General features: G+C 65.0%; 9 protein-coding genes and 1 tRNA gene. 3 read left to right on the top strand and 7 right to left on the bottom strand.

Annotation, left to right across the window (positions count from 1 at the left end; translation table 11 throughout):
- Positions 1-5: 5 nt before the first annotated feature.
- Together QNI11_RS18805 and QNI11_RS18800 are read left to right on the top strand one after the other, a co-directional pair.
- Positions 6-542 (top strand): TRAP transporter small permease, encoded by a 537-nt coding sequence (locus QNI11_RS18805; protein WP_283981314.1) that lies wholly within the window; start codon positions 6-8, stop codon positions 540-542.
- 3 nt (positions 543-545) lie between these two features.
- Positions 546-1,532, top strand: a complete 987-nt coding sequence (locus QNI11_RS18800; RefSeq protein WP_283981313.1) for a TRAP transporter substrate-binding protein — start codon at positions 546-548, stop codon at positions 1,530-1,532.
- A 125-nt stretch (positions 1,533-1,657) separates the two neighbouring features.
- On the opposite strand, the gene QNI11_RS18795 is transcribed toward QNI11_RS18800, so the two are convergent.
- The 3 genes from QNI11_RS18795 to QNI11_RS18785 form a co-directional block, all read right to left on the bottom strand.
- A complete protein-coding gene (locus tag QNI11_RS18795; protein ID WP_283981312.1) occupies positions 1,658-3,166 on the bottom strand; it encodes an amidase in 1,509 nt (502 codons plus the stop codon).
- A 14-nt stretch (positions 3,167-3,180) separates the two neighbouring features.
- Positions 3,181-3,999 carry a sulfite exporter TauE/SafE family protein gene (locus QNI11_RS18790; protein ID WP_283981311.1) on the bottom strand — a complete coding sequence of 273 codons (819 nt, stop codon included), beginning with the start codon at positions 3,997-3,999 and terminating at the stop codon, positions 3,181-3,183.
- 229 nt (positions 4,000-4,228) lie between these two features.
- Entirely contained in the window at positions 4,229-5,257 is a 1,029-nt protein-coding gene (locus QNI11_RS18785; RefSeq protein ID WP_283981310.1) for a LacI family DNA-binding transcriptional regulator, read from the bottom strand.
- A 182-nt stretch (positions 5,258-5,439) separates the two neighbouring features.
- On the opposite strand from QNI11_RS18785, the gene QNI11_RS18780 reads away from it, so the two are divergent.
- Complete coding sequence (locus tag QNI11_RS18780; RefSeq protein ID WP_283981309.1) at positions 5,440-7,143, top strand: alpha-amylase family glycosyl hydrolase; 1,704 nt, start codon at positions 5,440-5,442, stop codon at positions 7,141-7,143.
- Between the two features lie 92 nt (positions 7,144-7,235).
- On the opposite strand, the gene QNI11_RS18775 is transcribed toward QNI11_RS18780, so the two are convergent.
- The 4 genes from QNI11_RS18775 to QNI11_RS18760 all read right to left on the bottom strand — a co-directional run bounded on the left by QNI11_RS18775 (position 7,236) and on the right by QNI11_RS18760 (position 15,276).
- Complete coding sequence (locus QNI11_RS18775; protein ID WP_283981308.1) at positions 7,236-11,756, bottom strand: Ig-like domain-containing protein; 4,521 nt, start codon at positions 11,754-11,756, stop codon at positions 7,236-7,238.
- A gap of 655 nt (positions 11,757-12,411) precedes the next feature.
- Positions 12,412-12,501 (bottom strand) — tRNA-Ser (locus tag QNI11_RS18770).
- Positions 12,502-12,689: 188 nt separating this feature from the next.
- Positions 12,690-14,639 (bottom strand): capsule biosynthesis protein, encoded by a 1,950-nt coding sequence (locus tag QNI11_RS18765; RefSeq protein ID WP_283981307.1) that lies wholly within the window; start codon positions 14,637-14,639, stop codon positions 12,690-12,692.
- The gene (locus QNI11_RS18760; protein WP_100929112.1) at positions 14,617-15,276 is read right to left on the bottom strand and encodes an ABC transporter ATP-binding protein; all 660 of its coding nucleotides are present in this window, start codon (positions 15,274-15,276) and stop codon (positions 14,617-14,619) included. Before QNI11_RS18760 ends, QNI11_RS18765 begins: the two co-directional genes overlap by 23 nt.
- Positions 15,277-15,296: the final 20 nt, after the last annotated feature.

Genomic DNA, 15,296 nt, shown 5'->3' with positions numbered 1-15,296 from the left:
AACAGATGATCCGTATTGCCAATCTCACCTACGCCACATCGCAACGGCTGAACTTCTTCGCCACCCGGATCGCTGCGCTGTGCTTCGGAGCGATGCTCTGTGTCATGATGCTTCAGGTGGTGGCGCGCTACGCCTTTGCCTCGCCACCGTTCTGGACCGAGGAACTGGCCCGCTGGCTCATGGTCTGGGGCGGGTTGCTGGGCGCCTCGGCAGCGTTCCACACCCATGCCGACCCGGCGATGGTGCATCCGCCCAGCCACGTGATCTGGCGCCAGAAGGTGCAGGTCGTGGCGCGGTTCCTCGCGTCCTGGACCTTCTTCGCGCCCGTGCTGTGGTTCACCTGGCCGTATCTCGAACGCCAGATCGGGCGGACCTCCGAAGGGCTCGAAATATCCACCGCCTGGATGGCCTCGGCCCTGCCGGTCGCATTGATCCTGATCCTGTTCCACGGGCTTGCCGGTCTTGGCGCGCTCATCTCGCCGAAGGTTCTCGAGGAGGAGATCGCCTTCGCAAAATCCACTGAATCCAACATGCTGGAGTAACTGATGAACTTAACGTCCACCGCCACCCTCACCGCGCTGTTCCTGGCCTCGGCCGCCTCCGCGCAGTCGGTCAACGTCGCGCTCGATTCCAACCCCGACCGGGAGCAGTCCGGCACCTATCGCTATGTGGAAAACCTCTTCACAACGCTCGAAGAAGCAGGCTGGGACACCGAGACCTTCCCGCGCGACACAATCGGCGGCGAGGACGAGCGCCTTGACCAGATCCGCGCCGGTATCCTCGACATCTCGATGTCGAACTACGCCGTGGCGACCCAGTTCGTCGAGGAGATGCGCGCGCTGCAGTTGCCCTACACCTTCGAGAACCCGGCGCACGAGTTCAAGTTCTTCACCGAATCCGACTACCTCGATCAGGTGAACGAAGAGCTGGCGGCCGAAGGGATGCGCATCCTGGCGATCGTGCCCACCGGGGGCTTCCTGGGCATCTTCAACAACGAGAAGGAAGTCCGCACCGTATCCGACATGGAAGGCCTGCGGATGCGCGCGCTGGATCCCAACCAGTTGGAAATGTTCCAGATGATGGGCGCCAGCGGCGTTGTCATCCCGTTCTCCGAAGTGCCGAATGCGATCCAGACTGGCATCGCCAACGGTTACGTCAACGCGTCGCTCGTGCCGCTGACCTTCGGGCAGGGCGACCTGTTCACCAACTTCACCGACGCCAAGGTGATCATGTCCGCCCGCCTCGCGCTGGCCTCCACCACGTGGTGGGACGGTCTGTCGGAAGAGGAGCAGGCCACCTTCGAGAAAGCCTCCATAGACGCGCTGGCCGAGGTTTTCGAATGGGTCGACGCCTCCGAGGTCGTGCACAAGAAGAACCTCGAAGAAGCCGGCATCGCCGTTTACGAGCCGACGGAGGAAGAGCTTGCGACCTTCCGCGAGGCGACCCTGCCGATGGCCGAGGTACTGACCGAAGTGCCGGCCGAGCGGATCGAGGAACTGCGCGCCTTCGTCGCCGAATACGCGCCGGAGTAAACTTCGCCGGTGCAAAAGATTGGCGGCGTCCTGCCGGGCGCCCCTTTTTCGTGCCTGCCGGAACTTCAGAACGAATGATGCCAAGCGCGCACTGCGGCCCGGCATCGTCATGCTCCGGGGCCGTATCAGAGGCTGAGGAACCCCTCGACGTCCGACAGCCGCCCGGCGGATTTCAGCGCGGCGATGTCGGGGCCTTTTGGCGCGAGGTCAGAAATCCCCGCGATGATCGCCTCCAGCTCGGCGGCCACCGCCAGCACGCCCAGGTCGTTGTAACGGCGCCCGACGATCTGCAGCCCGAAGGGCATGCCATTGGCGTCGGTCCCGCAGGGAATGGTGATCGACGGATGCCCCGCAATGGTGGAGGCATAGGCCATCGCCAGCCAGTGGTAGTAGCTCTTTGTCGCCACGCCATCGATCTTGGTCGGGTAGAGCTCGTGCCAGTCGCGCGGGCTGATCGTCACCGCCGGAGAGATCACGAAATCATGGCTCTCGAACCAGATTTGCCAGCGCTGGTGATAGGCGCCCTGCATCGACAGCGCCTCGGCGATGTCGTCGGGGGTAAAGCTGCGGCCCTCGTGGACGTTCTCCGTCACGTTCGGGCCGACCTGCTCGGGGTGATCATCCAGGCGCTTGCCGTGCGTGGCCACGAACAGGATGCCGCGCAGCACCGAGAAGATACGGTCGGCATCGGCGCAATCAGGTGTGCCTTCATCGGCAACGCCGAACAGCGGTGCAAGCTGCGGCACGACTTGACGGAAGTGGTCGCGCACGATGCCTTCGGTCGGCGCAAAGCCGTAGTCCTCGGTGAACGCCACGCGCAGCGAGGACAGATCGCAGCGCGGCAGGGTTGCAAAGCGCGCCGGATCCCATGCGGTGCGGCCATCCACGACCGCCGTATAGGGGTCGCGCATGTCGGGCCGTGCGAGCACCGACAGCATCAGCGCCGTGTCCTCCACGGTGCGGCCCATGGGGCCGGCTGTAGACAGTGGGAAGTACCCGATGCCGCGGGTGTTGCCCGGCACCACACCCGGCGACGGGCGATACCCCACGACGCCGCAGAAGGCCGCGGGGTTGCGCAGCGACCCGCCCGTGTCCGATCCGGTGGCCAAGGGGAAGTACCCGGCTGCCAATCCCGCCGCCGACCCGCCCGAGGATCCGGCGCAGGTGCGTGTCAGGTCATACGGGTTGGCCGTGGCACCGTAGACGCGATTGCGGGTATTGCCGCCCGCGCTCCATTCCGGGTTGTTGGTCTTGCCCATGGGGATCGCGCCCGCGCCGCGCATCGCGGCGACCATGGCATCGTCCTTCTTGGCGATGTTGTCGCGGAACAGTTCAGACCCGAAGGTGGTTGGCAGGCCGGTCACGTCGATCATGTCCTTCACCCCGAATGGCAGGCCGTGGAGCGGCCCGAGTTCGGCGCCGGAGGACAGTGCCTTGTCCGCCGCCCAAGCCCCCGCCCTAAGCCCGTCGAAGTCCCGTGCCACCAGCGCATTCACCGCGTGGTCCACGGCCTCCACACGGGTGATGCAGGCGTCGGCCAGCTCGGATGCGGACAGCGCCTTTCGGGCGATCAGGCGGCGCGCTTCGGCGGCGCCTAGGTCTGCGGGATCGGTGGGAGTGGAAGTCCGGTCCATGGGATGCGTTTCCTTCAGAAGAGGGCCTTGCGGAGCATATTCAGGGCCGCAAGGATGATGAACAGGGCAAAGACCTTTCGCAGCCGGCCCGTGGGAAGAACGTGGGTCAGCCGGGCGCCCATGGGCACCGTCACGAAGGTCATTGCCGTGATGGCGAGGAAGGCGGGCAGGCTGACGAGGCCCAAAGTGAACGGCGGCAGGGTGACGTCATCCGTCGATGCCAGCACGTAGGTGACGCTGGCGGGGAGCGAGATCAGCAGTCCGAACCCCGCCGATGTGGCAATGGCCCGGTTGATCGGTGTGCCGTAGGCGGTCAGGGCGGGCACCCCGAAGGTCCCGCCGCCAATGCCGATCATGGCGCAGACAAAGCCCATCACGCCGGAATAAGGGGCATAGACCCGAAGCCCGGGGTGGCTGTCACCCAGCCGCCAGTTGGGGTTGCCGGCCAGCATGTAGATCCCCATGACCGTCGCAAGACCGCCGAAGATCAGCATCAGCGTGTCCGATTTCAGCGTGGTCGCCGTCAGCACGCCAAGGATCGCGCCTACCGCCAGCCACGGCGCCCAGGCCCGCAGGATCCCGACCTCCACGGCGCCGCGCCCGTGGTGCGCCCAGACCGACCGGATCGACGTGGCCACGATTGTGGCCGTGGACGTGCCGACGCAGAGCTGCATGACGATCCCGTCCGACGCGCCCAGCCCGCGAAAGATGAACAGAAGGACGGGAACGAGGAAGATGCCTCCACCGATGCCCAGCAGGCCCGACAACAGCCCGGCGAAGGCGCCGGTGGCCAACAGAAGCAGAAGGATGGGAAGCAGGGAGGGATCGAACACGGGGCGCGCTACGTCGTTCAGGGAATGCGCTGGCGGTAACATCCAATTGAACGATGTTCAATTGTTGATAGGCTCGTGCCGAAGGCTTTACGGAAATAATCGCTGCCGATGCCGCTTTGCGATGCACCGACCTTCAAGCGGTCATTGTCCGTGAATCACGGCAGTCTGACGGTGCCGGCGCTCCTTGCGTGGCGCGCCCGGACCATCCGTACGTTGCTCTTGGGTACCCTCAGCCTTTTTGGGGCGCGGGGGCAACGGAGGCGCGGCCGATCCACTCCGCTGTCTCGAGGACTTGCAGGTCCCGCACTGGCTCGCCGTTCAGGCGCCTCTGCATCAGGTCGGCAAGCGGCGTTCCGGCGTCCCGGAGCGCACGGCGGGTGACGGTCAGAGGCGGGTTCAGGTCACCGGTCTCCATGCCCGGCAGGACATCGTCATGCGCGACGACAGAGAGGTCGCCGGGAATGCTCAGGCCCGCCTCGGCCGCGGCGTCGAGCACCCCGCCCGCCACCAGCGAATTGCAACAGACGATCCCTGTCGGGCGATCGGGCAGGGCGATGAGCGCGCGCGTGGCGTCCCGACCGTAGGCGCGCGACGTGTCGCCGTAGCGGATCAGCTCGGGGACGAGGGGCAGCCCGGCCCTCATCAATGCATCCGCAAAGACTTCGGCCCGTTCCCTTGAAACCTGCCAGCCTGCCTCGCCGTTCAGAAGTGCGATCCTCCGGTGGCCGAACGCGGCCAGGTGGGCGACGGCCCTGCGGACAATATCAGCCGTGTCGAGGTCGAAGAACGGATAATCCGGGTCGGGGACATGTTTGCCATGCACCACGAAGGGCACATCCCGGCTGGTCAGGAACGCCATCCTCGCATCGTCTGCGCGTGGAAAAAGCAAGACGAAACCGTCGAATACGCCCTGGCCGATCAGGCGGTCGTAGGTCTGCAGCGGGTCCGCGTCGGTCGAGATGTGCAGCATGAGATCGAGGCCCCGGCCTGCCATCGCCTGCGTGATCGAATGGGCGATCTCGAAGAAGTGGGGAGACTCAAAGTCGGCGGGCGCGGTGTCGAGGACAAGACCGACGATCCCCGACCGTCCGGAGACCAGTTTTCGTGCGCTGTGGTTCGGTCGGTAGTTCAGTTCGCGGGCAACCTCCCTGACCCGGGTGCGAGTGGCCGGAGACACATCGTCGAAACCGCGCAAGGCCCGGCTGACCGTCGTCGCCGTCAACCCGGTTATCTTCGCGATGTCCTTCAGCGTTGCCACGTCTGGGGTGTCCTTCGGAATTGCCATCCCGGATGTACGAGGTCCCTGCCAAGAGGGGCCGCTGTCCCGGTACCCTCACCAAGCGGCAATCGTGAGCGCGGTCAATGCACGATCCGCCCATTTCGAAAAAATTTGTTGTCCTTAACGTTAAGATATGTGATCTGAACGTTAAGGACTGCGGCTTGGATGGATTCGCCATCAGTGTCGGACTGAGCGGCTCAACATCCCGCCACCACCAGATCCGCCTCGTGAGAGGCGATAGTCACCTGAAGGACAGCGACGCGATGCAACAGGAAACCGTCCGGACCACCGCGCAGACCACCCCCGAATGGTGGAAGACCGGCATCATCTACCAGATCTACCCGCGCTCCTTTCAGGACAGCGACGGCGACGGTGTGGGCGATCTTGCCGGGATCGAAAGCCGCCTCGACTATCTCGCGGACCTTGGTGTCGATGCCATCTGGATCTCTCCGATCTTCCCGTCGCCGATGGCCGATTTCGGCTATGACGTCTCGGACTACCGCGACATCGATCCGATGTTCGGCACACTCGCGGATTTCGACCGGCTCGTCGCGGCCACCCACCGGCGCGGGATGAAGCTGATCCTCGACTTCGTGCCCAGCCACACGTCCGAGCAGCATCCGTGGTTCACCGACGCGCGGTCTTCGCGAAGCAGCCCCAAACGGGACTGGTACGTCTGGCGCGACGCCAAGCCCGACGGCAGCCCGCCGACCAACTGGATCAGCGAATTCGGCCGTCCCGCCTGGACCTGGGACGAAGGCAGCGGCCAGTACTACCTCAACATCTTCCTGTCCGAGCAGCCGGCGCTCAACTGGCGCAATCCCGAAGTGCAGGCCGAAATGCTCGACACGCTGCGCTTCTGGTACGACCGCGGGGTGGACGGGTTCCGGGTGGACGCCATCACCCATATCGCGCCCGATCCCGACAAGGGCGATCACCCGCCCGATCCGAATTGGCAGGAACACATGGACCCCTCCTACCGCTACCTGAAGGTGCACTCCAAGCATCAGCCGGAGGGGCTCGACTTCGTCCGGATGATGCGCCGGGTCACGGACTCGTATCCGGACCGGGTGCTGATCGGCGAGACGGACGGCGAACTGAAGGCCGTCATGACCTACTACGGCGAGGCATTCGACGCCTTCCAGCTGCCGTTCAACTTCACGCTTCTGAACGCGCCATGGGAGATGGCGGAAATCGTGCGCCGCATTGAAACCTATGAGGCCGCCCTGCCGGACGGGGGCTGGGGCAACTGGGTGCTCGGCAACCACGACTGCCGGCGCATCGCCAGCCGCGCCGGTCCTGCACAGGCTGCGGTGGCCGCCACGCTCCTGCTGACGCTCAAGGGTACGCCGACGATTTACCAGGGTGACGAACTGGGTATGGAAAGCGCCGAGATTCCGCCCCACGCCGTTCGCGACCCGTGGGAAAAGCAGGTGCCGGGCCGTGGGCTGGGTCGCGATCCGGCCCGCACGCCCATGCCGTGGGAGCCGGGCCCGACCCATGGCTTCAGCGACGGCGACCCCTGGCTTCCGGTCTTCGTTCCGGCGGGCGGAGACGTGGCGGCTCAGCGGGCCGATACTACTTCCTTGCTCAACTATGTCTGCGCATTGATTGCGCTGCGTCGTGAGACGCCCGCGCTGACGCTCGGGACCTACGAGACGACGGTGGCGCAAGACGGGGTCTTCATCTTCACCCGCCGCCTTGATGGTACGGTCTTTCACATCTGCCTGAATTTCACCGGGGAAACCAGGCTCTGCCCGGTCAAGGGCGAGGTCGTCCTGTCCTCCCGTCATGGGTCTGAGGGCGGTGCGGTAGATACCTTGCAACTTGAGCCCGATGAGGCGGCAATCATCAAGGCCGCCTGATCCGGCAGGACAGCAATAAGCTGGCGGCGGTCGCATGCCGCCGCACTTCTCCTGTCATTTTTACAACGTTCTCTTGCTCATCCCGCCCAACATCAGGCGAAGTCACCTGTACCAATGTCGATGGCGTCGACACCTGCGAGGAATACGGTGTAACCGCCGCCGGTCAGCACCGTGCCTGCACCACCGCCGTACTCCGCCACGGTGAAGTCGGCGAAACCCAGCCCGTCGGCGGAGAAGTCGAGCACATCGATGCCATCCTCGAAGTCGGTGATGGTGTCCATGTCACCCGCGGTGGTGAACTTGAAGCAGTCCGCCCCTGCGCCACCGGTGAGCACGTCGTTCCGCCACTGGCCGTCGAGGGTGTCGTCGCCGTCTCCGCCGTACAGGCTGTCGCTGCCGCCACCCCCGTAGAGAACGTCGTTGCCGGCCTCGCCGTACAGTGCGTCGTCGCCGATGATGCCGTTCAGCAGGTCGTTGCCATCACCGCCCCACAGGGTGTCCTTGCCCGCCTGGCCGAAGATGAAATCGTCGCCGCCGTTGCCACGCACCTCGTCGCTGTGCTTGTCGCCAAAGACGATGTCGGTTTTGTCGCCGCCGATGATCAGGTCGTTGCCCCTGTGGCCGCGCATCACGTTGTCGCCAGCGCCGCCATCAATCGTGTCGTTGCCTGAACCGCCATAGAGGAAATCGGTCCCGCCACCGCCGTAGATACTGTCGTTGCCATCCTCGCCGTAGATTTCGTCATTGCCGAAGATGCCGTGCAGCACGTCATCGCCTGCGCCGCCCCATATGAGGTCGTTGCCTGCCTCGCCGTAGACGAAATCGTCTCCGCCGTGGCCGTACAGCGCATCGTCCTGCCTGCCGCCATGGATGATGTCGGTCTGCTCGCCACCGTCGATGAGGTCGCGGCCGGTCTGGCCGCGCATCAGGTTCGTGCCGCCTCCGCCGTCCATGATGTCGTCGCCCGCTCCGCCGAGCATCGTGTCGTCGCCGTCGAAGCCCTCGATGACGTCGCTGCCGACGGTGCCCACGAGGCTGTCGGCACCCCCGGTCCCGATGATCCTCGGAACCGTGCCATCGGCGGTGCCGATGACGATTACCCGGACGGCGGTGGCCTGCGCCGCGCCATGGTTGTCCCAGATCTCCACCCGGTATTCGATCACCAGCGCGTCCCCGCTGCCCAGGTGCTGGAACTGGGCGGGATCGGCGTCGAAGGTCCAGATCGCGCTGCCCTCCAGAGATGCGCTGGAGGTGACAACCGACAGGCTGAACATCGCCTCCAGCGCTGCCGCGTCAAGGCTGCCCGGGTTGCCGGTCGTGCCCAGCAGGCTGAATGATGCCGTCTGGGTATCCACCGCCTCGGGGTCGGAGAACAGGACGACACCGTTCACAAGCGACGGGTCGCGGCCCACCGACGGATCGAGGGGATCCAGGTCGGCGCTGTCTCCGACACCGTCCCCGTCGCTGTCCTCCTGTCCGGGGTTCGCGACGAAGGGCGCGTTGTCGGCGCCGTTCGCAACGCCGTCGCCGTCGTGGTCTGCGGCGGGGTCGAGCGGGGCGGCCGGGCCCTCGAACTCACCGGCGAGGATCGAGGTCGCCGTGTCGATCCGGGGTGCGTCGTTGACCGGATCGACAGTCAGCGAGACGGTCGCGGTGGCGGTACCGCCATTGCCGTCGTGGACCACGTAGGAAAAGCTGTCGGTCCCGTTGAAGTCGGCGTCCGGGATGTAACTGTAGCTCCCCGAAGGGTCGAGGATCAGGGTGCCGCTCGTGGCATCCGTGCCGATCGTGAAGGTCAGAACGTCCCCGTCGGCGTCGGAGACAAGCGCCGCGAGGTCGCCGGTGATGACCGAGTCCTCGTTTCCACGTCCTGAAGCGTCCCCTGCCGATGGCTCCGTGTTCGGTCCCGTGCTGGATGGCAGGTACATCCGTGCCTTGATCGCGGCGCCACTGCCGTCCTGCATGATGTCGCGGCTGTGCCAGGACACCACGAACCCGCCGCCGGGCAGGTTCGTGACCTCGGGAGATTGCTGGTCAAACTGCCCTTCGTCGTTGACGAGGAATTCGTCCCCGACAGCGGCGCCCTCGGCGTCGAAGACCTGCGCCTTGATCGCACTGCCGCTGCCGTCCTGCCTGTAGTCGGCGGTCTGCCAGGTCGCCACGAAGCCGCCGTCGGGCAGGCCGGTGATCGAAGGGTAGTCCTGTCCGCCCGCCGCTTGGCTGTTGAGGCGGAACTCGTCCCTCACCGGCGCGCCTGACGCGTCGAAGATCCGCGCCTTGACTTCGGTGGAGTAGCTGCTTGGCACGGAAGGATCATAGCCGCGCCAAGTCACAATGAACCTGCCGTTTGCGAGGCCAGTGATGCCGGGGTTGTACTGGTCACCCGCCGACTCGCTATTCACCAGAAACTCGCCGCCCACGGGCGTGCCCGCGGCGTCGAAGATCTGGGCCTTTATCTCGAAGTCGCTGCGGTTCTCCTTGATCTCGTCGGTCCGCCACGTCACCACGAAACCGCCGTTGGTCAGTCCCGCCACCTCAGGGTCGACCTGATCCCTCGAGGTCACGCTGTTCACGAGGAACTCTGTCCCCACAGTCGTGCCCGAGGCGTCGAAGACCTGCGCCTTGACCGCGGCGCCGTAGCCGTCCTGCGAGTAATCCTTCGTGTACCACGTGACGACGAACCCGCCGTCGGTCAGGCTCGTGATCCTGGGGTTAAGCTGTTCCCGAGCGGTCTCGCTGTTGACGAGGAACTCGCCGCCCACGGGCGCGCCTGTGGCGTCGAAGATCTGCGCCTTGATCGCGTCATAGCTGCGGTCTTGAAAGGGATCTCTGGTGAGCCACGTCACTACGAAGCCGCCGTTGGTCAGACCGGTGATCGCCGGATTGACCTGGCTGTTGGTCCACTCACTGTTGACCAGAAATTCCGCGCCGACCGGATCGCCCGCGGCGCCGAAGACCTGGGCCTTGATGGCGTAGCTGCTGCCGTCCTGCGTGTTGTCGCTCGTGTGCCACGACACGACGAACCCGCCGTTTGTCAGGCCCGTGATTGTCGGGGAGAACTGCCAACCCTCCGTCTCGCTGTTGACCAGGAACTCATCGCTCGCGGTGTACCGAGTCTCGGCGGCCTCGTCTTCGACGGCGATCCGGAACACCTGCTCCCCGGAGTTGCCCTGCGGGTCGGTGATCCTCAGGGTGAGCGATACCTCCGGTGTCGTCTCGTGATCGAGCAGGGTGTTGTCCAGGACGACAAGCGTGTTCCCCTTCAGACCGAAGGCGCCGTTGGCGTCATCGACGATCTCGATCTGGAACCCTGCGCCGAGCGGGAACTGAACATCGGCGAAAGACGTATTCGAGATGTGCGTCTCGCTCACACCCGTGGTCGACAGCGTCAGCTCGGGGATATCGTTGCGCGCCTCGTAGACCTTCGCCTTGATGGCAGAGCCGCTGCCGTCCTCAGGACTGCTTGTGGTGCGCCACGTCACCACGAAACCGCCGCCGGACAAGGCAGAGATTTCAGGGTCGTACTGGCCGCCTGAACCTTCGCTGTTGACGAGGAACTCCTCGCCCACAGGCGCGCCGTCGGCGTCGAAGACCTGCGCCTTGATCGCCGACCCGCTGCCGTCCTGTCTGTAGTCCTCGGTGTACCATGTGATCACGAAGCCGCCGTCGCTCAGGGCGGTGATCTCCGGTTCGTACTGGTGCTCCACACTTTCGGTATTGACCAGGAACTCGCCGCCGACCGGTGCCCCCGAGGCCTCGTAAATCTGGGCCTTGATCGCGAACCCGTCGCCGTCCTGCCAGACGTTCTTGGTGTCCCATGTCACCACGAATCTGCCGCCGGTCAGACCTGTGACCGCCGGACGGTACTGTCCGCCCGCAGTCTCGGTGTTGACCAGGAACTCGCCGCCCAGCGGGAAACCCGCGGCACTGATGATCTGGGCCTTGATCGCGGACGTGCTGCCGTCGTCCGGCCTGTAATTGGTGCGCCACGTCACCAACAGCCCACCGTTGGTCAGCCCGGCGACTCTGGGTTCGATCTGAGATCCCTGAGCGGCGGTGTTGACGAGGAACTCTGCCCCCACCGGCTGGGCCGCCGCGTCGAATGTCCGTGCCTTGATCGCGCTGATGCTGCCGTCCTGCGTGCCGTCGGAGGTGGACCACGTCACGGCGAAGCCGCCGGTGGTCAGCGCGCTGATCTCGGGCGCGGCCTGTCTGTCGTACGTCTCGCTGTTGACCAGGAATTCGCCGCCCACCGGTGTGCCGGCCGCGTCGAAGACCTGCGCCTTGATCGCGTTGCTGCTGCCATCCTGAGCGGTGTCGTCGGTCTGCCACGTGACGACGAACCGGCCGTCATTCAGGCCCGTGACCGCAGGAACGGTCTGGTTCTGCACCGTCTCGCTGTTCACGAGGAATTCCGGCCCCACGGCCGCGCCCGCCGCGTCGAAGACCTGTGCTTTGATCGCCGACCCGCTGCCGTCCTGCGAGGTGTCGCTGGTGCGCCAGGTCGCCACGAAGCCGCCGTTGCTTAGACCCGCGATCGCCGGTTCGTCCTGGGTAAGCCTCGTTTCACTGTTGACGAGGAACTCGCCTCGATCCGCGTAATAATTCGTCATCACTCAATCCTCGCTACCCGAACCGGGGCAAATACACGTCCCGTCACCCGTCACGATCAGCCGCCAGAGGCGCCAATACAAAAACAATCCGAACCCAAGGTCCGCTCGAACAGTCTTTAACCTTTTCTGCGCAAAAAACAGGTCGGAAAATGAAGGTTGGGAGTTCCTGGATCGCTGGCCGTTTGGCGATCCAACTCCGCCCGGAAGCAAGGCTTTCCGGCACGCATGGGTGCAGAGCAAGGCTGTGCCGACAAAAACGGATCATCACCTGCGTTTGGGTACGTCCTTTGTAACCTTAATCTGACGAAAGCGAAGCGAGCGCTTTCGGCACACTCACCATCGATGAGCCACCGGATGCGCGGGCCTCCATCCTCACTGGCCGCATCGCGCGCACCAAAGCCTGTTGGATACGGGAGGTCAAACCACTGGTGCACCAAGCGCGCCTGGATCGGCCACGATGAGGACGGACACACTAGGTCGTGGGCGTCACAATTCTCAATAGGAGGCTCAGCAAGCTGCGGTCGCCGACGAAGCCTCCGAAGCTTCAAGTCAGGCCGCGCCGCTGTGAATGCCATAAGGGCCGCTCTTCGCAGGACGGGCATCGTCGCGCCATGGAGACCCGGTGCCTGACCCGCGCGCGTCATTCGCTTGATGGTGGCGGAGAGGAAGGGATTCGAACCCTCGAGACGGTCTCCCGCCTACACACTTTCCAGGCGTGCGCCTTCGACCACTCGGCCACCTCTCCGCCGTCGCGTCTATCAAAGGGCGACAGGCGGCTGCAAGGCGTTTTTCAACATTTATCCATCGGTTTCTGCAGATTTTTGGCTGCCGTCGCGGCCGGACGGGCGCGGGCGTGGCCTATGGGGGCAAAACCTGCCGGAAATGCCCCAGGCGCTTTGAAGTGCCGGTGCTCGCTTGGCGCACCGGGTAGGTTCAGCTCGAGACCTGTTCGCGCAGGATGGAGGCGGTCAGCGAGACCATAAGGTAGGCGCCGGCGAAAATCAGGAAGGCGAGGATCGTGTTCTCGAACTTGCGCGGATAGCTGGGATCCTCGGACGCGACCGGCGTCACCGATGTGGTCATGTAGCGCGCCTGGCTGTCGGCCTCGCGCCGCGCGGTTTCCAGGCGCTCCAGCGCGGATTGAAGCATCAGGTCGCGGGTGGCGAGGTCGGCTTCGGCCAGCTTGATCTGGACGGCCAGCTCTGCCAGCGACTGCTCGCCCGTGGTGGCGGTCGTCATCTCGGCGTTCAGGGTCGCCAGCAGCGCTTCGAGCCGCCGGATGTCGCCCCGTGTGCCATCCACCTTGGCCTGGTTCGGGCGGGAGTTGTCGAGCAGCGCCTGCAATTGCAGCCTCTTCTCCTGCAACTCCAGTTCCCGCGTGTTGATCTGGGCGCGCAGGGCGCCGATCCGGCCCTCGGGGTCGACGATGTTGCCCTCCTGCTGCATGCGCACCAGCTTTTCCTGCGCGTCGCGCCGGTCGGTCTCGGCCTTCTCGAGGTTCACGAGCGCCGAGTCCACTGAGTCGTTTCGCTTGCGGGCGGTCAGATTGTCGATGCGTTCCTCGGCGTAGCCGATGAGGGCCCGGCTGAACTCTGCCGCGAGTTCGGGGTCGGCGGCCGTCACCTCCATCTTGATGACGCCCTCCGTCGGGTCGAAGCTGATCTGCACGCTCTTCTTGTAGAGCTTGTAGGCGTCTTCGTTGGAGGCCTCGGGATCGAGCCGCTGGATGGGGTCGATGGAGGGTTGCGAGAAGTGGTCCTTGAAGCCCTCGTCGCGGTCGAGGCGCATCATCACCTCCTTCGACTGCAGGAAGCTTTGCGTGGCAATCGCGTCCTGCGACGTGTCGAAAGCGGAGCCGCTCAGCAGACTGGGCACGGCAGAGCCTGCGCCGTCGTTCTTGAGGATCAGGAACTCCGACTTGGTGGCGTACATCGGGGTCGCGACGTTGTAATAGTAGTAGCCCATCACGACCGTCGGCAGCAGTACGAAGACGGCCAGCCGGACCATCAGCAACAGCGTCTTCTTGCGCCGACGCTGGGCCAGGTCCTTCTGGATGCGCTTGATCTCGACCGCGCGCCGTTCGGCGGGGCTGATCGTTTCCGTCGACGGGAGCTTGTGCTTCTCCACCTCGACGGTCTGGGGCAGCTGGACCTTGAACTGCTGTGTCTCGTTCTGAGCATCGGCTGGCTTCACCAGTTCCAGCATGTTGGTCCGCTGGAAGGGGTCGATACCGCGTGCGCGCAACAGCCGCACCGCGTCGAAATCGGAGGTCGGCGCAAGGCCGTGTTTCTGTGCCACGCGACGCGCCATGCGCAACTGGCGCCCGGTCAGACCCTCGTGGCGGATCGCGTCCATGTCGGTTTCGCCGGCAACCTGCGCGGCCGAGGCGACGTCGCCGCTGCGGGGGGCGTCCGTGGGGTGGTCTTGTGTCTGCGGGGGCTGCGAATGCGGCTGCATGTGGGCCGTCTGCGCGGCGGAGGGGGCGGACCCTGTCTGCGAGAACACCGGTCGCGAATGGGCCGTGGTGGTCCGCACCGATGTCTCAGCCTGCGCGGGGGTCTGCGACACGGCCCGTGCCGGCGCCTGACCGGTCGCGGGGGCCTGAGGCCGGGGCTGTTGCGGTGCCGACCGGTCCGAGAGGCGTGCGGCGGCATCCGCTGGCGAGGTGGACGCTGCGGGGCGCGGGATGGGTCGCGCTGCCTCGTTGTCCTTCGGAGTGCGGCGCGACAGACTGGCCGTGGGCTGGGCGGGCGGCTGTTGCGCGGCGGGGACCGGGCGCACCGGCGCCTCGGACACGTTATGGTCCGCGCCGGATGCGGCCTCTGCCGAGGTCGTCGGCGACCTGCGGATCCTGAACTTCTTAGCCTTGGGTTTCGTAGTCATACAATTGCTTCGCTTCTTCCAAGGAGTCGAACATGTGGAGCTGACCGTCCATCAGGACCGCCGCCTTCTTCGCAAACTTTTCCAGGACCTTCGGCTGGTGCGACACGATGATGATTGTCGTCGTGCGCAGCCGTTCCGCAAGGAGGTCGCCGGCCTTCTGGTTGAACTCCGCATCGGTGGAGTTCGGCATCCCTTCGTCGATCAGGTACATGTCGAAGTCCAGCGCCAGCATCAGGGCGAACGTGAAACGCGCCCGCATGCCCGATGAATAGGTGCCGATGGGCTGGTCGAAGTATTCGTCCAGTCCGCACAGCCACCGGCAGAAGCTTTCGACGTAATCCGGATCGAGCCCGTACATCTTCGCGATGAAACGGGCGTTTTCCTTGGCGGAGATCTTCGACACCACGCCGCCCATGAAGCCCAGCGGAAAGGAGATCCGGCAGCCGCGCCGTATCTCTCCCTCGTCGGGCTTTTCGAGACCGGCCATCATGCGGATGATCGTCGTCTTGCCTGTCCCGTTGGGCGCGAGAATGCCCAAGGATTCCCCGAGTTCGACACGGAAGGACGCCCGGTCAAGGATCACCTTGCGCTGGGTGCCGGTCCAGAAGGACTTCGAAACCATGTCGAATTCTAGCATTCAGGGATGCTCCCCGTTTC

Origin of the sequence: Sagittula sp. MA-2, from assembly GCF_030126985.1 — a bacterium.
GTDB lineage: Bacteria > Pseudomonadota > Alphaproteobacteria > Rhodobacterales > Rhodobacteraceae > Sagittula.
The sequence above is the reverse complement of the archived record's forward strand: the minus strand, read 5'-3'. Positions and strand labels throughout refer to the sequence as shown.